We start from the raw sequence: 20,425 nt of genomic DNA, 5'->3' as shown, positions 1-20,425 counted from the left end.
TTATTTTTCAATGGACATCCCGCTATCGGGAGGAGTCTTCAATATTTAAAAATTTGAACATTTTGTATCGATTTTGAATTGGTCAGTTTTATAAAACTCTTTTTTAATTGATATTCTAGAAAAAATAGGGAGAAAATTATGGCACTTTAGTTACTATAACTCTATTTTGCGGTTTATTGCCCGCTAACAAAGGCGAGAAGCTGCCCTCAATTTCTATTGTTCCATGCAGAACCAAATACGATATACCAGCCAAAATCATCGTTTGACCAGGCCACATCTACTCCAGTTCTTATTCCAAATTTCCGAGCGATGAGATAGCGGAATCCTGTACCATAGTTATAGACCAAATCTGCATCAGAAAAAGAAACTTCTTTTGTTACAGCTTTGGCAGCGCCTACGAATCCTACTGTACTCCAGCGTTTAGTGAAATCATACCGTTGTTCCGTTTCCACTACGTAAGTCTGGTCTCCTTGGTAGCGTGCCATTGGAACCCCACGCAATGCTACCCCAGGCTTCAAGTAAAATGGAGCGTCGTCAAACTGAAGTCTCCCTTCTGCTCGTAAACCACTTACCCATTTGGGTGCAAATTGAATATATTTAAATGCTGCAATACTCCAGTTTTGATAGGTATAGTCACTTCCTGTCCAACTGCCGTTCATTCTGAAGTCTGATGTGATATACAATCCTTTATTTGGGGTAAACACATTGTCTCTTTTATCAAATTCCATCGCAATCCCCACACTACTCAGATTATTGTCCAGCGCTTTGTCATCAAAGAAATCCGGAAGCTCCGCAAAGTCAAAATCAGGCCTTACTTGATTATGAAGGTATAAGTACTCTAGTCCTAGGAAGAGTTGAGTCTTTCCAATTTGCCGAAGGATGGAGCCAAAGACAGCGGTCGTATTAAAGTTCAAAGCAAACTTTTGCTCGCCTACCACCGGTATATTTCTAAAGAAATCCATGTTAACATCCCCATAAGCAGCACCAAGCCGATACTTCAAATGTTGCTTTGGGAGGGAGGCTATCCTAAGTGCTCCGGCACCCCAAGTCTTATTGCCTGTATAGCCTACAAAGCCGGCGGTAATATCTGGAGGGATATACTTCCCTAAATCCTGATTTTTATTTGGCTTAATAAAAATTGGGGTAAGCATCACACCAATACCTCCAAAGGCTGGTTCAGTCACAATTTGTGCTACCGGTATAAAACCATGGAAATTGATTAAAAAATCACTTAAGTCCAATTTACCATCTATAGAGTCTTTGAACACCTTCATGCTCAATTTCTCTTTTTCGGGTTTGTCTTGAGCCTGAGCAGAACAAATCGTTAAAACCAATAAAATGAGTACACAATTAATTCTCATTAGGATACATTTAAACAAAATGAAAAGCTATTCAATACCTTATTTTCCAAATCGCTTCTCTATTCCAATACCAATGGAGGTGACATTATAAGCGCTCGCACGAAAATCATGAGTCAAAGACCCCATGGACATTCCCAGCCATTACGGATTTCTACCCCATATTCTATCCCTAAGCGGGTGACAAAATACGTTTCACCTCCTTTGGCAAATTCCCCTCCGAATCCCAATCCGAAACTCCAATGCTCTCCGGGTTTATATGTCCCCATCAGGGCCGGAGCGATAGGACGCTCTCGCTCGATTAGCTGACCCTCATCTTCAGTCTCTATAAAGAAATTTTCATTCAAAAAATCCGTGTGAAGTCCCATCGCGAACTTCTCACTAATCCAATAATTATAGTCTAAGGCAAAAGACGGCACCATCGTGAATTGCTTGTTACCCTCTGCATCTCGTCCTTGACCTATGCGAGCATGAGACAATACAAAAGCCAAACTATGCTTTCCCTCTGCCTCTTCGAGTTCCTCTTGTTCTATCTCAGCTAATTCTTCCTGAGCCATACAAATTGTGGTAGATAAAAGCATGCCTAGTAGCATCGTAAAAATTCTGATGTTTTTCATGTGTTTATAGTTTGTTTCAAAGGTCATCCCAATGTGTGTCCCTTTTAGCCTGCTTGTCTGCCTCATGCAGGTTGGACTTCATTTCAAATAGCTTTTAAGTCTTTAAAAATCAATCTTACTGAATCAATGAAATGCAAAATTAAAATCTAATGGCTAGTTTTCTAAATCAACTATTGTAGATCTAAACCTATTTCTCAACTTACTTATCTGTCTTCCCTCTGCCTATCGGAAGATTTGCATAAATCGCGAGCTGACTATGGTTTTGCTTTCCTGCCAGATTTTTCATCGCATCAGATAAACCTCCCTGATAACGAAGTCCGAAGGCGTTGACCTTGTCTTTTCCTATATACATGCCAATGCCGGTGGCAAACCCAAAATCAAATCTCTGAACCTGATCTCTGATATCTACATCCAACTCCAGATCGCCTTGGGTTAGAGCTGCTTCAAAAACATCCGTAGCCTTCAGCCTAAAAGAAATCTGTGGGCCTAATTCTACAAAGTAAGTTCCCTGAAACGCATAGCGCATGGTAGCAGGAATACTGAAGTAATTAATTTTCCGTGTCACTTCCGAATCGGCATAAAACCCATTGAGGCTTGGGTCTTCTAAGTCATAAGCCGCTATTCCTGCCGCTCCTCTTTGGTACTTTGCCATGAGATCTAAATTCAGATGCCAATTTTCATCAAACTTGTGCGTATAGAACAAGCCTAGGTTAAATGATTTCAAGGGATCCTGTGCTCCTGACATAGACATGTTGTTCCAGCTATAGTCCAAATGAATCCCAAAGAGATTGTCTTCATTATTTAGCTTGTCTCCAAAAATCAAACTCATTATCACCTGCCCCTGTGAGACCGTAGCCACAGCCATGCAGAGTCCAAAAAACAAACAAAATTTAAAGCGCTTCTTCATAAGCAATAATTAGTAAAACAAATCAGGAGTTATAGATGCTAGGATTTCTTTTTGAAAAAGCCTGGGAATCTATAGTTAAGATTCAACAAAAACTGGCTTCTTTTCCCAAAAACTCCTAATTCAGACCTAAGCATCCATCGTTTATCAAATTGATACTGAGCTCCTAAAATCAGGTTAAATGGTGCCGCGACTTTTTTATCCAGCTTATATTCTATCAAGGCACTCCCATCAATTCCCGCTGCAGCATCTTCAATTTTGTCAATAATCTGTTTAGCGACCACTCGCTGGGCTGGCGGCAGTCCCTCAGCCCACTCATTTAGTCTGTCTCTTGCTGCCCCGTCTCCTCACCTGGAACCAAGTTCGAGACAGGGATGCTTCCTTGGGTATCATTTTGGATCACTTGAAAGAACGTTCCGGCCCACACGGACAGATTTCGCTGGGGATTGGAGATGGATGGAATGGTATGCCCAACTCTAAAACTACTGTTGAAGGCTGGAACAGGCTCTACCACCACTTCTATATCCGCAAAATTGTAATTATTATCCCAGGCAAACCAGACTGGTCCTGCTGCTGCAGTCAATGTAGCGCCTAGACCGTAGCTGCTAACTGCGAAATTCTGCTTGGTTTGAAAACCGAAGGGATCAAGAAGTGTCACTTCTGTACTTGTAGTACCGCCTCCGATTATTCCATAAACATTCAGAAAAGGAAGCACCCAAACATCCGGTCGGAAGGAATAGGCATTTGTGGTAGCTATGGTAGGACCAAACTTGATAAATTGACTGATATCAACCAGATCAGAGCCTCCGATTCCTACAGAAGTGCTTTCTATCAAAATCTGTTGTTGCTGTGTAAAATAGATCGCACTGGCTCCCCATGCATAAGGAAGATCGTACCCTCGCTTGGCCGCCCCTGCACCTAGGATAGGAAATACATAGGGATAATCCATATTCTTCAGACTGTCGAAATACTCCTCATAAAGGGGATTGAAAATCTTCTGGGCGCCCTGGGCATAACTCTTGGAGAGAGAAAAATATGCGCAAAGCAAAAGTAAAAGTGATAGTTGGTAGAGCTTAAAATTCTTCATAGCCAAAGGTTAGGTAACTAGCTGGTGTGAAAATGTCTAGATAAAATTAGATTAAAATCAGAGTACTGACTAAAAATTAAGCGATTAAAATCAAAAAAGGGTGATTATTCGCATTTACTACGGGGCACTATGTACTAGAATTACCTCAATATTCCGATTTTTCTAATTTTAGATATGGATTTTAGCATAGCTAGCTCAACCAATTTGATCTAAAATCCTATCAGATACTCCCTAATTGATAACTGAACTTTCTTCCAAAAGAGTATACACCTATAACGACTAATCTAAGGCACTCAGAGGTATTCCCTTATCCCCTTTGCTGCTTGGTTTTAGTAAGAATTTAAAGTCGGCAAATCAGTAGCTTATTCGATGCTTCTCCGATGCTTCTTCGATGCTCCTTCGATGCTCCTTCGATACACTATCGTAGAAAGATCGAAGTTGAATCGATAAAAAATTGGCGTAAAGTCGAATGAAAGCATACTATACGCCGCTCTCTGAGGCTGTCCAATAAGTTATTCGACAAGGATAAATAGGGTAAGGCCAGCGGGATGACTGCAATCGCTTAATAGCTGATACTAATCACATTACTTTGGAAACAGAAAGATTACTACAGCTCTCCATCCCCAATCAGCTTTGCCCCCCTCAGGAGAGGCCAGATTTAATCTAGGACCTACCACAAATTGAGTTTTCTGCTTACCCAGACTGGTCACCGCAGAAATGGTCGGATTCAACCATACTATAGCAGTTGAGGCTTTCCAATTTTGCGTCCACTCCAAGTTACCTCCTATTCCTGCGCCGGATTTCCAGTTATAATTCACAAAAGGCTGAACAAACATCTGGCTTACGTCAGGCCTATCTTCTTTTCCAGCAACCGACCAAAGTTGGTTGATCAAGCCACCAACAGTCCAGCCATTTACCTGTTTCAGCGCTATAGCGGTTGGTCCCATTCCGAATTTCTTGGTGGTCAGATAATCATTCGTTCCTATAGGCAAAAGCAAGGCAGGCCCTACACCCCAAGTCAATTTTTCAGAGTTTTTTGGTGAAAAAAAGGCAGACATCACTGCGTCTCCAAGACCTGATTGCTTCTCTCCCGGAGAAGTGATATTATATTGTGTGACCACCAGGAATCACTATTCTTGTGATCATATTCCAGTCCTTACTCATCGAAATTGGTATCACTGGCTGGATATTCATAGTGTTGCGGCTGCCTTTGAAATCACCTATCCCATAATCTGTATTGTTCTGAAAAGGAACAGATATCAAGGACGCGATAGGGTTGGCTAGTTTCTTGGCAAGTTCTGCAGCATCGTCTTGTGCGAAAGAAGCACTGATTCCGAAGGTAAAAATCAGTGCAGAGAGTAGTGTTTTTTTCATCTGTTGTTTCTTAGGTATCAAAAAAGATCTAACTATATTTTAACAAAATAAAAATTTAATTTTATGTATATCCGCTTTTCTACCAGTAAAGAGGGAAAAGCAATCTAGAATTTGTTCAAAATTATAATTGAGGTTACTTCAGCCTGTCCCGCCAATGCGGGAGTCTTCGGTCATCGGTCTTCCGACCAGATAAGCAAAGAATCTAAGGCAAATGGCATCATTGCGGATAATCAAATTAAATTTTTACCCAATCTCCCCTTCCCTGATTTTTATTTGGTATTTAATCGCGCTTTGAAAAGTTACCCCACCAATTTTTTACTCCAAGTTTCAAGTCTACAGAACACCCTCTCTTAAAATTATTTGAATAATACAGAAAACGGAAATAATTCCTGTCGGGAAAAGCTGGGTAAAGGCTACTATTGTTACTGTTCTATTGACCATCAGTCTTCTCAAAAACATGCTGTAAAAATATCAGGGGCCCTCGTTTCATTATTAGTAAAAACAGAAAGCAGAGTAATATATCAGAATATCAATAGCTAGATTAAACTCTCAGATATAGCATCCATTTACGGATTTCAACTTGACTTTAACTTCAAACATGTCGGGTTTAAAAACATAGCTTCTTCGATATACCATCGGAGTAGCATCGTAGAAAGGTCGACTTGAAGCCTTACCAAAGCTTACCATTCACCACTGCTCCGCCCTAGCTTCTCCTTTGAACTTCCCTAAATCACTGGGAGACGTAAGGGAACTGCAAGGGAGGATTAAGGGAGCATCAAGGGAGATAGTACTGGCTTGATATAAATGAAACACTACCATAAGATGGATCACCCAAGAGTACACCAGATAGATTGACAGCCGGGCATACAGGATTCCCCCGTCTGGGTGTAGTCGAATAGTCTTTTTGACTGGGTGGGATTTCTAATTCCACCCTAATATTCTTACCAATTTGCAATTGGCCTTCCTACCTTACGCCCCTCTTCATCCCGATTCTCGTGACTCGCTCTGAAGAGAGAAGGTGATCGATCCTGCTCCAGATATAGATAAGAGATAAGTAGTAAATTGGTTGTTCCCGAATCGCTTCCCTGCCGATTCGGTTCAGCTCGGGCAAACGAATTCGGGATCTTCGATTTCAATAACTAAAAGGCTTGAAGAAGAAATGGTAAAGTGAATACCTCAAATAACGCTAGGGCATTCAGTTGCGAGCATTACATCACTTTTGAAGCCAGATATCGTTGCACTTCATAGACATCAATGCTTTTATTGAAGCGCTTGCTGACCGAAGGCGTGTCTTCACTCGAAATCCAGATCTTCAGCTCCGCATCCAAATCAAAGGTGCCAGCGGTTTCCAGTGAAAAGCCTGGAAATACTCTTATAAGGCATGGACTTGTACTCCACCTTGCTTCCTGTTAGTCCCTGCACATCATCAAAATAAGACGCTTATCAGTAAACATGAACGTATCCCGAATAAGCTTGAATCCAAGTTCAATCTGCTCTCCTTCTGCTAGCAATCTTCCGAAATCCTTGCTCAGTTGCTCAACAGATACTTCGCTGGCATTGCCTAATATTTTATTGAATAATCCCATGATTTAAAGTTGAGTTGGTTAATTGATCAAATTGAATGTTGTGATAATAAGCACTTAGGCCAGTAGACTTAATTTCACCGCTCTACTGTTCAAAGTCCTGATAATTTGAATACACTCTTAGAAATGGTAGCTGTAAGCTAAAGATTTTATAGCTGGCACATCTAGAAATTGAGCGAAAGTCCTACTCCAGTTGCTGAAAAGGACAGGTTTAGTTTAGTTCTATCCCAGACGGAACTTGCAGGAGCTCTTCTATTGTAAGTATCTACAGCAAATCTGGATTTTTTGACAAAGCTATTTGTAATTGGGATGGTTGCAACAAGCAATCCTGCGCCTATACCTGCGAGTGCCCAGTTTGGCTCACCGCCTGCCACAGCTGCTCCTATAGGCCAGCCAACCATAAACCCTCCCGCAAAACCAATGACTGATGCCAGGGTATAGTTGGACTGTGCGGACTTTATTGATTTGTAAGCTTCTTGGTTTGTTTGCATGATATTCACTAAGTCTCCAAGTTGTACCCTTGTGTCTCCCTGATAAAATTTATACCCCCAAAAACTTTTCCTAATCGTGATGGAATCTTTAGCAACCTGCCCAAAGGAAGCAGTAAACGAAAGGATTAGAAAAGAAAGAATAAGTAAACTTGTTTTCATAAATAAATCAGCTGGATTTAAGCTGAAAAGCTAAACTAATTTCATAATAAATCAAATGCGATTCCTAGAAAAAAGAATGTAAGAAGAAGAAATAAGCAGTAAGGCTGGATCAAATTCCTTATACCTTTGCCCCATGGACCAACAAATCCTTATTGATCTGGTGACTAAAAAAATGCCTTATGGAAAGTATAAAGGCAGATTACTATGCGATGTACCAGAACACTACTTGGTATGGATGTACGGCCAAGGATTTCCAGAAGGCAAACTAGGTATGTGGCTGCACACCCTTTATGAAATCCGACTCAATGGATTGGAAGGAATTCTTGCGGAACTAAAAAAGCGATATGCTTAATCCACCGGATCTCTCTAACCTTGCAAACCATCAAGAAAATATCTAGTCTTGAATAGACATCCGATCAAATCATAACATCTTGCTACGTCCCCTATTCATATTTGCCTGCCTAGCTCTGACTCTTACAAATTGCCAAAAGAATTCTTCTGAAGAAGTCGCAGAGCTGATGGCTAATCTAGAGGACATGGATGGCAATCCAATTCAGGAGTCTGGCTCAGGTAATAAAAGATTGCTGGTGCATTTTTGGGCAACTTGGTGCAAGCCCTGTCTGGAGGAATTGCCGGCATTGGTACGAGCTCAGGATAATTTAGAAAAGAATAAGTTTAGGATTCTACTGGTTTCTGAAGAATCACCTGAAGAAATCACCTATTATTTAGGAAAAAAGAAAATCTACTTGGAGGCTGCCAGGGTATACAGATCCTCTTTCGAATTTGAAAATTCATGCACTTCCTGCCACCTTTATTTTCAATGAACAGGGTGAAAAGGTCTTCAGCAAATCCGGGCGAATAGACTGGGATTCAGAGCAGGAAATACAGCAAATACTAACCCTTCACTAAATGAAGTTTCTCAAAAATACCGCACTGGGAATAATCTTAGCAACTTTATTTTCATGTGCCCAAACGCCGGCAGAAATGCCAGTTCTAGAATTCATTTCTTTTCCTGATAGCAAGCATACTTCTCTTCCTTATCTTTTTGCAGGCTCTGATGGTCCCATAATATCACTGGGTCAAAATGCTAGATGACTCCACTGCCCAGCTTCGTTATACCAGGTTGGAAGAGGAGGTCTGGCAGGAGCCAAAACCAATAGCTCAAGGAAAAGACTGGTTTTTGAACTGGGCAGATTTCCCAGCAATCACTGAAAACAACGGGAATTTACTCACGCATATTCTTCAAAGATCTTCCGGAGGCAAATATTCCTATGACGTAAAGCTGAATCTTTTGGAGAGGGACAATTTGGAGTGGAAAACAAGCTTGCCGCTTCATACTGACTCTACTTTTACAGAACATGGTTTTGTTTCTGCTGTGCCTTATGGAACTGAATCATTCTTTGTCACTTGGCTGGATGGAAGAAATACGGGAGAACCAGCGGGACACGATCACAGTAGCCACGGCGGTGCTATGTCTCTACGAGCAGCTACTGTTAATCTATATGGAAGCATCACAGATGAAGTTATGCTAGATGCGAGAACATGTGATTGCTGTCAGACCTCCACAGCTATGACGGAGAAGGGGCCTATCATAGTTTACCGGGATAGATCAGCTTCAGAGGTTCGGGACATCGCGATTACACGTTTTGCTAATAGTAGCTGGACTTCACCTCAGCTAGTGCATTCTGATAATTGGGAGATTAACGGCTGTCCGGTGAATGGTCCAAAGGTGGATGCAGAAGGTAAAACAGTTGTGGTTGCCTGGTTTACGGGAGTGAATGATGAGCCAAAGGTAAATATTGCTTTTTCCAGTGATTCTGGAGAAACCTTTAGCAAACCTATCCACGTAGGTGGTGAGTTTGTATTAGGTAGAGTGGACGTGGCGCTTTTGGATGATCATTCAGCGGTCCTCACTTGGATGGAAACTGAAAATGAGGTGACTTATCTTAAAGCCGCTAAAGTCACCGATTCAGGTTTGACCAAATCAATGGTAATTACCGAGATGAATGCAGCCCGAAAAAGTGGATTTCCACAATTGGAAGTATCTGGGGAAAAAATTTACTTCAGCCTGGACGGAAATTTCAGAAGAAATTACTCAGGTAAAGTCAGCTAGTATGGCTAGAAATGCTTTTGAGTAACTGGGGCCGTAACAAGAATGTTCGAATAGAGTAAAACAAAAGGCTGTCTCCTTACTGAACTAGCCCCAATAAGTATTTAACTTTTTGAGGGCATATCAATCACTGAAACAGCCTTTTTATAATTCTTTATTATGATTATCCGCAATGATGCCAGTTGCCTTAGATTCTTTGCTTAACTGGTCGGAAGACCGATGACCGAAGACCGAAGTGACCTCAATTATAATTTTGAACAAATTCTAGATTGCTTTTCCCCCTTTACTGGTAGAAAAGCAGATATACATATTCTTTATTTATTCGAATGTGGATTCGTCTTACTTTTTAACTGCCAACTGAATCGATAGCTCAGTCAATTGCTCGTCCGCAATGCTGCTTGGAGAATCGATCATCACGTCACGACCCGAGTTATTTTTCGGGAAGGCGATGTAATCACGAATGGAATCTGATCCACCGAAAATCGCACACAATCTATCAAATCCGAAAGCTATCCCTCCATGTGGTGGGGCTCCATATTCGAAAGCTTCCATCAGGAATCCGAATTGCTTTTGCGCCTCTTCCTCTGAGAATCCAAGATGCTTGAACATCAATTGCTGAGTAGCTCTATCGTGAATACGGATAGAACCGCCGCCAATTTCCACACCATTGATAACCAAATCATATGCATTTGCTCTCACCGCTCCTGGATCTGAATCCAGCAAAGGAATATCCTCTGTCTTAGGAGAAGTAAATGGATGGTGCATGGCATGGTATCGGTTAGTCTCCTCATCCCACTCCAACAAAGGAAAGTCCATTACCCAAAGTGGTTTGAAAACGTTGCGATCACGGAGACCTAGCTCTTCACCCATTTTCAGACGTAGTTCGGAAAGTTGCTTTCGAACCTTATCTGCATCTCCACTCAAGATCAACATCAGGTCACCCTGAGTCGCTCCGAATGCATCTGCCCAATCCTGAAGATCGTCAGCAGAATAGAATTTATCCACAGAAGATTTGATGGTTCCGTCAGCATTGTATTTGGCGTAGACCATGCCTTTTGCTCCGATCTGAGGGCGTTTTACCCACTCAGTCAGTGCGTCAATTTGCTTTCTGGTATACTCTGCAGCTCCTTTCGCACAGATACCAACTACCAGCTCAGCCTGGTCAAAAATGCTAAATCCCTTTCCTTGAGCCAATTCATTTAACTCTACGAATTTCATATCAAAACGAAGATCTGGCTTATCGTTACCATAATATTTCATGGCATCTGCATAAGTCATTCGCTTCACTTCTTCCAACTCCACTCCCTTCACTTTGCTAAACAAATGCTTAGTCAGGCCTTCGAAGGTATTTAGAATATCTTCCTGAGTTACGAAAGCCATTTCGCAGTCTATCTGAGTAAACTCAGGTTGACGATCCGCTCTCAAATCCTCATCACGGAAACATTTTACGATCTGGAAATATCGGTCAAAACCAGAAACCATCAGCAATTGCTTGAAGGTCTGCGGAGATTGCGGCAAAGCATAAAATTCTCCCGGGTTAGTACGGCTTGGTACCACAAAATCACGTGCACCCTCTGGAGTGGACTTAATTAAAACTGGGGTTTCCACCTCAATAAATTCCTGCGCATCCATGTATTTACGAGTCTCCTGCATCATTTTATGACGCAACTGAAGCTTCTCACGAACTACATTTCTACGAAGATCCAAGTATCTGTATTTCATACGAAGCTCTTCGCCACCGTCAGTTTCATCTTCGATGATAAACGGAGGAACTTTCGCAGCATTCAACACTTCAAGTGCAGTTACTTTGATTTCTATAGATCCTGTTGGGATTTTATCGTTTTTGGAAGTCCGCTCGATTACTTTGCCCGTCGCCTGCACCACAAACTCACGACCGAGTTCTGCAGCTTTTTCCAACAATGCTTTTTCGCTGGAGTCCTCTTCAAAAATCAATTGAGTCAAACCGTAACGGTCGCGAAGATCGACCCAGATGAGTCCTCCTTTATTTCTTACCCGCTGAACCCAGCCAGCAAGGGTAACTTCTTGATTAACGTGATCCAGGCGTAGTTCGCCACAAGTATGCGTTCTCAGCATGTTAATTTAGTTTTTTTTGGGATGTCAAAGATAAAGAAATGACAGTCAGAACACAGGAATCATTGGATGATTAGCAATAATTTCAGTGATTTCCTTCCATTTTTCCTGAAAAACCAGACTATTCTTTATGAAAATTGAAATAAGATGAAGACTTGTGATTTATGTAGCTATCAAAAATTACATGAATATCCAAGATAAATACTCCCAGTTCGACTTCGCTCGGTGTCCGCTTGGCTAGTGCTTGAGCATGGAGGGGAGAAGTGCAGTTTTTCCGCTCCTATCCACTTCTTATCTACCCTAATTATATCTCGGTGGTGGAGCGAAGTCGAGGCCTAATGGGAATTCTTAGTCATTGTTTTAATTGCCGAAAATATTTTTTTATGAAATATTCAGGCACTATTCATCGTTGGTATGATAGTTGGAAAGGAGCGATCGAAAGGTTTATACCCCAAAACTTGGATTAAAAGCCCTTTTTTGCTTGATTGAGTTAAATTTCACCTCCCCCAAATAGAATTAGATTAATGAAAAAGATCTGGATAGGAATTGCTGCACTCGTTATCACCATTGGCGCAGCATCTTCACTCCAATTTTTCGACCTGCCTTTTCAGAAAGAAAAGGAAGCTGAGATCGTAGAACCACCGCTCATTGATTCCCTTGCGAAACAGGTGTTTCTTTACGGAATCAACGTCACCGGGTTGAATATTGTAGAAGGAACCGTGAGTAAAAACCAAACTTTAGGGTCTATCCTAGCGCCTTTCAATGTCCCCTATCAGATTATCGATCAGATAGCCAAAAAATCAAAGGAGATTTTTGACGTAAGAGGGATAGCAGCAAACAAGAAATTTACGGTAGTTACTCCTGCTGATTCAGCTCAGGCTGCATTTTTCATTTACGAGCCAAATCCAGCTGAATATGTAGTCTTCAACCTGGACTCCATAGATATTTATAAAGCAGAGAAACCCGCAGAATACAGAACCAAGGAAGCTGGCGGAATTATCAATTCCAATCTTTCAGCTGACATGACTGGTCTTGGAATAACTTATGATATTATTGATCAATTTGCCGATCTATATGGTTGGTCTATTGACTTTGGAGCTTTGCAAAAAGGCGACAAGTTTAAAGTATCCTACCAGGAGAAAGTAATTGACGGTGTAGTCGTTGGCGTTTCAGACATTCAAACAGCTTTTTTCGAACACAAAGGAACCCCTTATTATGCGATTCCTTTTGAGCAAAAGGGAGAAGTAGCTTTCTTCGATCAAAACGGAGACAGCTTCAAGAAAGCATTTTTGAGAGATCCACTGAAATACTCGAGAATAAGCTCTAGGTATAGCCTGAAAAGATTCCATCCAGTTCAAAAACGCTATAAAGCTCACTTGGGTACAGATTACGCTGCCCCAACTGGCACGGAAATCCGCTCTGTGGGAGAGGGGACGGTAATAGATGCCCGTTATACTTCAGCAAATGGTAATTATGTAAAGATCAAGCATAACGGTACCTACACTACCCAATATTTACACATGTCTAAAATTGCCAAAGGCATAAAGCCTGGAACGCGAATTAAACAAGGTCAAGTAATTGGATATGTGGGAAGCACTGGCTTGGCAACTGGCCCGCACCTTTGCTTTAGATTTTGGAAAAATGGCAAACAGGAAGATTGGTTGAGAGAGAAGATTCCACCTTCCGAACCTATTTCATCTGCTAACAAACTTGCATTTGAATCTACCAAAGCTGAATATATGGATAGATTAGCAACTATTATTATTCCAGGTGAACCAGCACGATTAGTGGCCGAGACTCCAAAGCCAGTTGTAGCAGGTAAAAGCGAATAGAATTTCAAACACATCATTTCAAAAGCGCAGGTCTTCGGTCTTGCGCTTTTTTTTAACCTCAAACTATACAAAGGTTTCGCAGAGAACGCAACTAATTTGGATTTGAGTGATTCAAATTATCCAGTAGCACTCTCTGCGAAACCCTCTGCGTTCACCGCGGTAAATAACATTTACGTAACTTGCAGCCAGAATCCATTCTAGATTTCCAGTGGCAGAAGATCAATACATACGAATCAATAAATACCTGAGTGAAGTTGGATTTTGCTCTCGACGCGGAGCGGACAAACTTCTGGAAGAAGGTCGAATTACAATCAACGGAAAAGCCCCTGAACTTGGCACTAAAGTAGGCCCGACCGATGTAGTAGCTGTGGATGGGGAACCCGTAGGAAAGCCAAAACAAGTACATACCTATATTGCTTTTAATAAACCAGTAGGAATAGTAAGCACCACTGACACTAAAGGTGAAAAGGACAATATCATTGACTACATTGGCCATCCACAGCGGATTTTTCCAATTGGCCGACTTGATAAAGACAGTGAAGGATTGATTTTTTTAACCAGTGAAGGAGATATTGTAAATAAGATTCTCCGCTCCAAAAACAACCATGAAAAGGAATATATAGTAACTGTAGATCGACCGGTGAATGATGAGTTTATCAGGTTGATGGGAGCCGGAGTACCCATACTAAACACAGTGACTGACCCTTGTAAGGTAGAACGCATCAGTAAATTCAAGTTCAGAATTACCCTCACTCAAGGACTCAATCGGCAGATCCGGAGAATGTGCGAGCATTTTGGATTCAAAGTAGTACAGCTGAAACGAATCAGAATAATGAATGTGCACTTGGATATTCCAGTTGGAAAATGGCGTGATTTGACTGATAAGGAAATGTCAGAAATCAATGATATGATTTCCGATAGTTCGAAGACTTTTGATTGAGGGTATTAACCGCTGAGTCCACGGAGGACTCGCAGAGGGCGCAGTTTTCATTCTTTCTGCTGTACTGCTTTTCCAGAAGCACGTTATTATGAATTCTCGATCTCGAGCTATACTCGAGCTATATAGGTACTCAAACTGACAGGTCATTCGTTGTGCTGCTTCTCCAGAAGCTGCACTTATCCGCGTAAAAAATGCTGCTTCTGGAAAAGCAGCATCACTCGAAATACTAGAAACTATTTCTGATAAACCCTTACATAATCCACTACATATTCTTTAGGAAAAGTGGTTGCGCTTGGATCACCACCATTGTTACCTCCAATGGCAAGGTTTAACAATATATAATGAGGCTGATGAAAAGGGTTAAAACCATCAGGATTGATAGTTCTCGCTAGATCCACCTCATTGAGTAATTCATCATCAAGATAAATTTTGATGGATTGTTCAGTCCATTCCATTCTCCAGAGATGGAATTTATTTGGCCAATCTGGGTCTTTTTGCAAAAAGTCGGTGAATGGGATTTTAGCGTTATCCCATTTTGCATTGTATTGCCCTTCGTCTGCCCAAGCTGCATTTGCCAAGATGGTAGCTTCCCCTTTCACCCTATAATATTCCATTACATCGATCTCACCGTTTGATGGCCATGGTTTGGAAATCCCTAATGTCCATATCGCAGGCCACATCCCCATAGATGTGTCGATTTTAGCCCGAACTTCCATGATTCCGTACTGAAACTCATACTTTCCACGCGTATTGATACTGGATGATGTGTATTCTGCAAATTTCCGATTTCTCTTCCAATCCTTACTATCCGGATCAAAATTGGGATTATTGAGTTGCTCTCTTTTTCCAGTGATGATTAGCTTTCCGTCTTTTACAGTTGCATTTGGTTCCTGGTACCATTGCAGCTCATTGTTTCTCTTGAAACCATTTTCAAAAGACCACAACTCTGGGTTAACCTGACCTGAGTTTTCAAATTCTTCCTGCCAGACTAATTTATAGCCAGCACTTGTAGGATCGAATTGCGCTTGAGCTACAGTAGCAACGCCAAGAGAAAATATTAGAAAGAAAAGTTTGTGCTTAATCATTTTAAAGGATTTTGGGTTAAAAGGGAACGATCAAGATAAGCCCAAAATCTATTCTACAAAAGGTAATTTATTTTAGACTGGACACGCCAGCAATATCATTTGATCAATAAAAAGTATAATTAATAGCACAAAAACGGATTCTGATATACCTTTGTGCCAAATGCTTAAAAGCACACTTTACATATGGCTTTGCGCTGTTCTAATCATGAACAGCATGGTGTATTCGGTGATCAAAGTGAGTTTCACGATGAATCAGAAATACATCATAGACAATTTCTGTATCAATACAGACAAGCCAATGATGAACTGTGATGGAAAATGTTACCTCGCGACAAAGCTCAAAGAGGAGCAAGAAAGACAGGAAAACACCCCGGCCTTAACCTTCAATCAGGACTTTGGAGTGTATATTTCAAATTCAGCTTTGAGCTATCAGCATCCTTCAAATTCCACTGAGCCTTTTGCTCATCAATCTTTTTACCAAAACTGGTTTGGCCAAACCAACACTAAAGAAATCGACCATCCGCCCCAGGCGTGATTTTTTGATCGAGTAACAGATTTCTTATAAATATATGTTTATCCGCAAGGATGCCGGAAGCATTAGTTCTTTGCTTTGGTAGACGGAAGACCAATGAAGGGGGACCAAAGTGGCCCTGAGGCTAAAGTCCATCAAACACTAGACACTCTTCCCATTTCATTGACAAAAGCGGATTTAAACCACAAAATTTCAACTCATGCGATTTCAATTCCCTGCTTGGCTAGGGTTGGTCTGCGTGTGTGGCTTAGTTTCCTGCGGGACTACTGAGGAAAACCCTATAGATGGGCCCACTCAGATTTCTTTGGAGGCACCGGATTATTTTCCGGGGAATATTGCCATGCCCACCGACAATCCGCTAACTGAGGAAGGAGTGCAACTTGGGCGGATGCTTTTCTATGAAAAAAAGCTTTCGTCTGATGGTACTGTTTCCTGTGGCTCTTGCCACCAGCAGCAAAAAGCCTTTTCTGATGGCAATCAATTCAGCTTTGGCATCAACAACTCCAGAGGTGATATGAATGCTATGTCACTTTCCAATCTTCACTGGCAAAATAAATTCTTCTGGAATGGCCGGGCTGCCTCGCTTGAAATACAGGCGGTACAGCCGATCGAAGATCCAAGGGAAATGAATCTTCCAATAGAAGAGGCTGTAAATAGGTTACAAGCTGATGGTCAGTATCCAATTCTTTTCAAAAGTGCTTTTGGCACGGAGGAAATCACTCCGGAACTGATAGGGAAAGCGTTGGCTCAGTTTGAGCGCACGTTGGTTTCTGCCAATTCAAAGTTTGATGCCTGGATCAGAAATGAAGTAGAACTTACCCCTGAAGAAAAATTGGGTTTGGAGCTTTTCTTCACGCATCCTGATCCCAAGCTGCAGCTTCGCGGTGGGAATTGTAGCGATTGTCATCTGGGATTTCTTACGGCAGGGGATCCAAATGGAATTGCTGGCTTTCACAATAATGGTCTGGATACGGAAGAAAACCTAGCTTCAGGTCTGATGGAAGTCACATCCAATGCCTTTGATAAGGGAAAGTTCAAAACGCCCAGCTTACGAAATATAGCCCTGACAGCTCCCTATATGCATGATGGTAGATTCAGAACTTTGGAAGAAGTACTTGATCACTACAATGATCACATTCAAAACAGCAGTACGCTGGATGTGTTGATTTTGGAAGCCAGCAATGAACTTCCAAACGGCTCCGAAGCCGTGAAGCTGCATCTGAGTGAGGAAGAAAAAAAAGCAATTATTGCTTTTCTCCACACACTTACGGATCAGCAATTTATAACCAATTCAAAATTCTCTAATCCTTTTAACTAAAATGAAAAATCTAATTTATATAGCACTTTTCTCTTCATTGGCTCTCTTTTCTTCCTGTAAAGACGAGGAAATTCCAGCCACCATGGCGATGGACATTACCATGGAGCACGTGCTAGATGGCCAAACTTTAGAACTTAATGGAAAGTCATTTACTCTTCCTTCTGGTGAAGATTTCACTCCGAAAAAATTCAAATACTACATCTCGAATGTAGTACTCACCAACACTCAGACAGGAGAAATGTATGAGGAAATGGATAGCTACCACCTCATCTCTGAAGACGGAAACAAAAGCATTGACCTGGGAATGATCCCTTCTGCCAATTACAACCAACTGACTTTCTCCATAGGCGTGGACGAAGTGGCAAATGGTAAGACTGACCAGACCGGCGATTTGGATCCTAACTCCGACATGGCTTGGAACTGGAACACAGGTTACAAATTTCTGGTGCTCGAAGGTGAATTCACAAACAAAAACACCACTGAAAGACAAGGACTTATCATGCATATTGGCACTAATCCTAATTTCCAAACTATCACTCAACCGCTCACAGGAGTCAGAGCTGGCAAAGCTACCTCTTTAATCCTTGCTGCTGATCTGGATGAGCTATTCAAAGATCCGAACACCCTTCAATTGAGCGATTTGGAGAGTACTACGATCATGTTTGGAGAGATGGCTGCCAAAGTTGCTGAGAATTATTCTGAAGGTTTTATCACTGTGAAGTAATTCCTATCCCGGGGGCTTTATCCCCCGGGTTTTAGTATGAAAACCTATCAGAAATTTCTTCTGCTAACAGCCATAAGCCTGGCAACCGCCTGCGCCCAGGATGTAGATCCTACAGAGCCAATCAGTGCGGTCAATTACTTTGTCCCTAAGCTATCTCCTACCCTTCAGGTAGCTGGATTTCCACAACCGGAGCGGAATATGATTTCAGTAGAGGGTGTTGACTTGGGTAAAAAGTTATTCTTTGACCCAAATCTATCTGCGAATGGCAAGGTTTCCTGCGCCAGCTGCCATAATCCAGAATTGGCTTTTACCGACGGAGTGAGCCTAGCTGAACATGGTGTTTCGGGAGAAAAATTGCACCGCACAGCTCCGGCGATTTTCAATCTGGCCTGGCAAACTGAAGGATTATTCTGGGATGGCGGCGCACATGATTTGGAGTCTTTGAATTTTGGTCCACTGACTCATCCAGACGAAATGGGAGCCGATCTTGACGAAATAATTACATATCTGGAGCATGATCCTGCATACAAGAAGCAGTTCAAAGTAGTTTTTCCTGAAGAACAAATTGAAAGTGCACAAGTAAGCCGGGCGATTAGTCAATACGTGAGAACGCTGATTTCCCAAGATTCCAAGTATGACCGCTGGCAAAGGAAGGAAGAATCTTTGACTGATCTAGAGATCAAAGGATATCAGCTTTACCAAAAAAACTGCTCTAGTTGCCATCAGGAGGGGCTTTTCACTGACCGAAGCTTTCACAACAATGGACTAGACAAAACCTATCTCAATCCTCCAGAACTGGAAGGTTTGTACCAAGGTCGTTTTAGAATCACCTCAAATCCTCAGGATATGGGAGCATATAAAACTCCAACCCTTCGCAATATTGCCCTAACAGCACCATATATGCACGATGGAAGATTCCAGACTTTGGAAGAGGTGCTCGACCACTATCAAAATGGCATCCAGCTCAATGAATCGCTGGCTTCACAATTAACAAATGGAATTGCAATAAATCAGCAAGAACGAGAAGCATTGCTTGCATTTTTGGCTACTCTGACCGACTCCCTATTTATTCATAATCATCATCCAAAATCAAACTGATGAAATCATTCTTCAAGAAAATAACACTTCTAAGTTTTATCTGCATTTCATTTCTCGGAATGCAAAAAAGCTATGCTTGCGATAGCTGCAATTTCTTCGAGTATAGCCTTCTCCAAAACAAAAGTTATTTGGGAGTATTCTATAGATACAGAGGCTTCAATGACTATAAAAGTTATACTTCCATCACGCCGGCTACCCAAGCCGTTTTGACTTATCCACAGCAGCAATCGACTAAGTTACTACCTGGGAATTATCCCATTATCATGCATGAGCCTGAGGGAAACAATCTTTATGTGCAAAAATCAAAACAAGACTTTGAAACCTATCAAACCGTCGAGGTGAGAGGGAATTTTACTGTAAAAAATAAATGGAACTTCACGGTAGTATTGCCTTATGAATTCAACAAGGTGTACTATGAAAATTACCTTGACCTTCCTAACCCTAGCCGCGACACTACCTTGTTTGTTCAAGGATGGGGGGATTTGACTTTGGCAGGCGACTACATTTGGATGGTTTACAATCAAAAATCCAGACATACCATTCGCCCAGGATTTGCCATGAATTTACCAACAGGACAGGCTTTGGTTCGGTCAGATAATGAAAACCAGGATTACTTTGACCCCATCATACAGCCTGGGAAAAATGCTTTTGCATTTATACCACGATTAAATTATCAGTGGTTTCTAAACAATCAAGGCGTAAATGCGGGAGCAAGCTATCAATTCAGTACCGAGGGAGCTCAGGACTATCAGGCAGGCAACAGTTTTAATGCTTACGCGATATATTTCCATCAATTCCAGGCTAGTGAAAAAGTGCTTTTAGCTCCCAATGCAGGAGTATATTATGAGGCTTCGCAAAAAGATCTATGGGATGATGTAAAGCAGGATCTTACAGGTGGAAAAGTAGCTTTTGCGCAGATCGGAATGGATTTTAATATCATTCAAACTACTTTAAATTTAGTATACCAGTATCCCATTTCCCAAAACCTAAATGGTAACCAGATCATGCATTCGAGCAGATTGAGTGTGGGGATTGTCAGGAATTTCAAGCTATAACCAATATAGAGTTGTACAACAAAAAAGAGTCCCACAAATGCGGGACTCTTTTTACAGGTTACTATTC

Annotated in this window: 21 protein-coding genes and 1 pseudogene; 10 read left to right on the top strand and 12 right to left on the bottom strand. The window is 41.5% G+C overall.

Going from position 1 to position 20,425, the window contains the following annotated elements:
* Positions 1-206 precede the first annotated feature (206 nt).
* From AC0L6R_RS06235 to AC0L6R_RS06190, 10 genes and pseudogenes are all read right to left on the bottom strand, one after another.
* Entirely contained in the window at positions 207-1,361 is a 1,155-nt protein-coding gene (locus AC0L6R_RS06235) for a BamA/TamA family outer membrane protein (RefSeq protein ID WP_473270418.1), read from the bottom strand.
* Positions 1,362-1,474: 113 nt separating this feature from the next.
* A complete protein-coding gene (locus AC0L6R_RS06230) occupies positions 1,475-1,975 on the bottom strand; it encodes a hypothetical protein (RefSeq protein ID WP_473270417.1) in 501 nt (166 codons plus the stop codon).
* Positions 1,976-2,174: 199 nt separating this feature from the next.
* Positions 2,175-2,882, bottom strand: coding sequence for an outer membrane beta-barrel protein (locus AC0L6R_RS06225; protein ID WP_473270416.1), 708 nt, complete (start codon positions 2,880-2,882; stop codon positions 2,175-2,177).
* A 38-nt stretch (positions 2,883-2,920) separates the two neighbouring features.
* The gene (locus tag AC0L6R_RS06220; RefSeq protein WP_473270415.1) at positions 2,921-3,163 is read right to left on the bottom strand and encodes a hypothetical protein; all 243 of its coding nucleotides are present in this window, start codon (positions 3,161-3,163) and stop codon (positions 2,921-2,923) included.
* Positions 3,164-3,198: 35 nt separating this feature from the next.
* On the bottom strand, positions 3,199-3,966 hold the full coding sequence (locus AC0L6R_RS06215) for a hypothetical protein (protein WP_473270414.1): 768 nt from the start codon (positions 3,964-3,966) through the stop codon (positions 3,199-3,201).
* A gap of 584 nt (positions 3,967-4,550) precedes the next feature.
* Entirely contained in the window at positions 4,551-5,087 is a 537-nt protein-coding gene (locus tag AC0L6R_RS06210; protein ID WP_473270413.1) for a hypothetical protein, read from the bottom strand.
* Complete coding sequence (locus tag AC0L6R_RS06205) at positions 5,071-5,340, bottom strand: hypothetical protein (RefSeq protein ID WP_473270412.1); 270 nt, start codon at positions 5,338-5,340, stop codon at positions 5,071-5,073. Before AC0L6R_RS06205 ends, AC0L6R_RS06210 begins: the two co-directional genes overlap by 17 nt.
* Before the next feature lie 1,208 nt (positions 5,341-6,548).
* Positions 6,549-6,692, bottom strand: coding sequence for a PH domain-containing protein (locus AC0L6R_RS06200; RefSeq protein WP_473270476.1), 144 nt, complete (start codon positions 6,690-6,692; stop codon positions 6,549-6,551).
* Positions 6,670-6,926: pseudogene (locus AC0L6R_RS06195) on the bottom strand (PH domain-containing protein). The gene AC0L6R_RS06200 and the pseudogene AC0L6R_RS06195 overlap by 23 nt, the downstream one beginning before the upstream one ends.
* A gap of 161 nt (positions 6,927-7,087) precedes the next feature.
* A complete protein-coding gene (locus AC0L6R_RS06190; RefSeq protein ID WP_473270411.1) occupies positions 7,088-7,573 on the bottom strand; it encodes a hypothetical protein in 486 nt (161 codons plus the stop codon).
* Between the two features lie 133 nt (positions 7,574-7,706).
* Between AC0L6R_RS06190 and AC0L6R_RS06185 the strand changes: the two genes are divergently transcribed.
* From AC0L6R_RS06185 to AC0L6R_RS06175, 3 genes are all read left to right on the top strand, one after another.
* Positions 7,707-7,925 carry a DUF3820 family protein gene (locus AC0L6R_RS06185; protein WP_283413622.1) on the top strand — a complete coding sequence of 73 codons (219 nt, stop codon included), beginning with the start codon at positions 7,707-7,709 and terminating at the stop codon, positions 7,923-7,925.
* Between the two features lie 79 nt (positions 7,926-8,004).
* Complete coding sequence (locus AC0L6R_RS06180; RefSeq protein WP_473270410.1) at positions 8,005-8,397, top strand: TlpA disulfide reductase family protein; 393 nt, start codon at positions 8,005-8,007, stop codon at positions 8,395-8,397.
* Positions 8,398-8,657: 260 nt separating this feature from the next.
* The gene (locus AC0L6R_RS06175; RefSeq protein ID WP_473270409.1) at positions 8,658-9,686 is read left to right on the top strand and encodes a hypothetical protein; all 1,029 of its coding nucleotides are present in this window, start codon (positions 8,658-8,660) and stop codon (positions 9,684-9,686) included.
* 336 nt (positions 9,687-10,022) lie between these two features.
* Here AC0L6R_RS06175 and aspS read toward each other — a convergent pair whose 3' ends face one another.
* Positions 10,023-11,777: an aspartate--tRNA ligase gene (gene aspS / locus AC0L6R_RS06170; RefSeq protein ID WP_473270408.1), complete on the bottom strand. Its 1,755-nt coding sequence runs from the start codon at positions 11,775-11,777 to the stop codon at positions 10,023-10,025.
* Between the two features lie 521 nt (positions 11,778-12,298).
* Here aspS and AC0L6R_RS06165 point away from each other — a divergent pair.
* Together AC0L6R_RS06165 and rluF are read left to right on the top strand one after the other, a co-directional pair.
* Entirely contained in the window at positions 12,299-13,606 is a 1,308-nt protein-coding gene (locus tag AC0L6R_RS06165; RefSeq protein ID WP_473270407.1) for a peptidoglycan DD-metalloendopeptidase family protein, read from the top strand.
* 208 nt (positions 13,607-13,814) lie between these two features.
* On the top strand, positions 13,815-14,546 hold the full coding sequence (rluF, locus tag AC0L6R_RS06160; RefSeq protein WP_473270406.1) for a 23S rRNA pseudouridine(2604) synthase RluF: 732 nt from the start codon (positions 13,815-13,817) through the stop codon (positions 14,544-14,546).
* A 233-nt stretch (positions 14,547-14,779) separates the two neighbouring features.
* On the opposite strand, the gene AC0L6R_RS06155 is transcribed toward rluF, so the two are convergent.
* Entirely contained in the window at positions 14,780-15,631 is an 852-nt protein-coding gene (locus tag AC0L6R_RS06155) for a glycoside hydrolase family 16 protein (protein WP_473270405.1), read from the bottom strand.
* A 160-nt stretch (positions 15,632-15,791) separates the two neighbouring features.
* Between AC0L6R_RS06155 and AC0L6R_RS06150 the strand changes: the two genes are divergently transcribed.
* The 5 genes from AC0L6R_RS06150 to AC0L6R_RS06130 all read left to right on the top strand — a co-directional run bounded on the left by AC0L6R_RS06150 (position 15,792) and on the right by AC0L6R_RS06130 (position 20,358).
* Entirely contained in the window at positions 15,792-16,166 is a 375-nt protein-coding gene (locus tag AC0L6R_RS06150) for a hypothetical protein (protein WP_473270404.1), read from the top strand.
* A gap of 196 nt (positions 16,167-16,362) precedes the next feature.
* Positions 16,363-17,481, top strand: a complete 1,119-nt coding sequence (locus AC0L6R_RS06145; protein ID WP_473270403.1) for a cytochrome-c peroxidase — start codon at positions 16,363-16,365, stop codon at positions 17,479-17,481.
* Between the two features lies 1 nt (position 17,482).
* Positions 17,483-18,205: an MbnP family protein gene (locus tag AC0L6R_RS06140; protein WP_473270402.1), complete on the top strand. Its 723-nt coding sequence runs from the start codon at positions 17,483-17,485 to the stop codon at positions 18,203-18,205.
* Positions 18,206-18,241: 36 nt separating this feature from the next.
* On the top strand, positions 18,242-19,303 hold the full coding sequence (locus AC0L6R_RS06135) for a cytochrome-c peroxidase (RefSeq protein WP_473270401.1): 1,062 nt from the start codon (positions 18,242-18,244) through the stop codon (positions 19,301-19,303).
* Positions 19,303-20,358, top strand: coding sequence for a transporter family protein (locus tag AC0L6R_RS06130; RefSeq protein WP_473270400.1), 1,056 nt, complete (start codon positions 19,303-19,305; stop codon positions 20,356-20,358). Before AC0L6R_RS06135 ends, AC0L6R_RS06130 begins: the two co-directional genes overlap by 1 nt.
* Positions 20,359-20,425: the final 67 nt, after the last annotated feature.

This window comes from Algoriphagus sp. 10J20-15 (genome assembly GCF_055809615.1).
The sequence above is the reverse complement of the archived record's forward strand: the minus strand, read 5'-3'. Positions and strand labels throughout refer to the sequence as shown.

Bases quoted from the DNA above. Each gene is read 5' to 3' on its own strand.
- AC0L6R_RS06235 (WP_473270418.1), bottom strand. From the start codon at position 1,361: ATGAGAATTAATTGTGTACTCATTTTATTGGTTTTAACGATTTGTTCT.
- AC0L6R_RS06230 (WP_473270417.1), bottom strand. From the start codon at position 1,975: ATGAAAAACATCAGAATTTTTACGATGCTACTAGGCATGCTTTTATCT.
- AC0L6R_RS06225 (WP_473270416.1), bottom strand. From the start codon at position 2,882: ATGAAGAAGCGCTTTAAATTTTGTTTGTTTTTTGGACTCTGCATGGCT.
- AC0L6R_RS06215 (WP_473270414.1), bottom strand. From the start codon at position 3,966: ATGAAGAATTTTAAGCTCTACCAACTATCACTTTTACTTTTGCTTTGC.
- AC0L6R_RS06205 (WP_473270412.1), bottom strand. From the start codon at position 5,340: ATGAAAAAAACACTACTCTCTGCACTGATTTTTACCTTCGGAATCAGT.
- AC0L6R_RS06190 (WP_473270411.1), bottom strand. From the start codon at position 7,573: ATGAAAACAAGTTTACTTATTCTTTCTTTTCTAATCCTTTCGTTTACT.
- AC0L6R_RS06185 (WP_283413622.1), top strand. From the start codon at position 7,707: ATGGACCAACAAATCCTTATTGATCTGGTGACTAAAAAAATGCCTTAT.
- AC0L6R_RS06175 (WP_473270409.1), top strand. From the start codon at position 8,658: ATGCTAGATGACTCCACTGCCCAGCTTCGTTATACCAGGTTGGAAGAG.
- aspS (WP_473270408.1), bottom strand. From the start codon at position 11,777: ATGCTGAGAACGCATACTTGTGGCGAACTACGCCTGGATCACGTTAAT.
- AC0L6R_RS06165 (WP_473270407.1), top strand. From the start codon at position 12,299: ATGAAAAAGATCTGGATAGGAATTGCTGCACTCGTTATCACCATTGGC.
- AC0L6R_RS06155 (WP_473270405.1), bottom strand. From the start codon at position 15,631: ATGATTAAGCACAAACTTTTCTTTCTAATATTTTCTCTTGGCGTTGCT.
- AC0L6R_RS06150 (WP_473270404.1), top strand. From the start codon at position 15,792: ATGCTTAAAAGCACACTTTACATATGGCTTTGCGCTGTTCTAATCATG.
- AC0L6R_RS06145 (WP_473270403.1), top strand. From the start codon at position 16,363: ATGCGATTTCAATTCCCTGCTTGGCTAGGGTTGGTCTGCGTGTGTGGC.
- AC0L6R_RS06140 (WP_473270402.1), top strand. From the start codon at position 17,483: ATGAAAAATCTAATTTATATAGCACTTTTCTCTTCATTGGCTCTCTTT.
- AC0L6R_RS06135 (WP_473270401.1), top strand. From the start codon at position 18,242: ATGAAAACCTATCAGAAATTTCTTCTGCTAACAGCCATAAGCCTGGCA.
- AC0L6R_RS06130 (WP_473270400.1), top strand. From the start codon at position 19,303: ATGAAATCATTCTTCAAGAAAATAACACTTCTAAGTTTTATCTGCATT.